The organism is Streptomyces sp. NRRL WC-3618 (assembly GCF_001280005.1).
Classification (GTDB): Bacteria; Actinomycetota; Actinomycetes; order Streptomycetales; family Streptomycetaceae; genus Streptomyces.
Genome location: NZ_LGDW01000376.1, coordinates 1 through 291, shown reverse-complemented (window position 1 = coordinate 291; position 291 = coordinate 1). Strand labels below are relative to the sequence as shown.

1 protein-coding gene is annotated in these 291 nt (G+C 70.4%); it reads right to left on the bottom strand.

The genetic code is table 11. The annotated features are described in order from the left end of the window. On the bottom strand, positions 1-239 hold a 239-nt coding region (locus ADL01_RS26885; protein WP_420719741.1), incomplete at its 3' end, for an acyltransferase domain-containing protein. Positions 240-291: the final 52 nt, after the last annotated feature.

The window sequence follows — 291 nt, the reverse complement described above, 5'->3', positions numbered from 1 at the left end:
ACCTGCGAGGGGCCGTTCACGGCCGCGACGCCGGCCCGGTCTGCCATGCCCTCAAGGAGCGGCAGCACGTCGGCCTCCGCCGCCTGGACGGCCAGCATGACCCCGCCCTCGGGCAGTGACTGCATCAACTGGCCGCGCGCGGCCACCAGTTGGGCGGCGTCCTCCAACGACCACACCCCGGCCACATACGCCGCCGTCAACTCACCGATCGAATGACCACCGACAATCTGCGGCCGCACCCCAAACGACTCGGCAAGGCGATACAGAGCCACCTCGACGGCGAACAGCGCG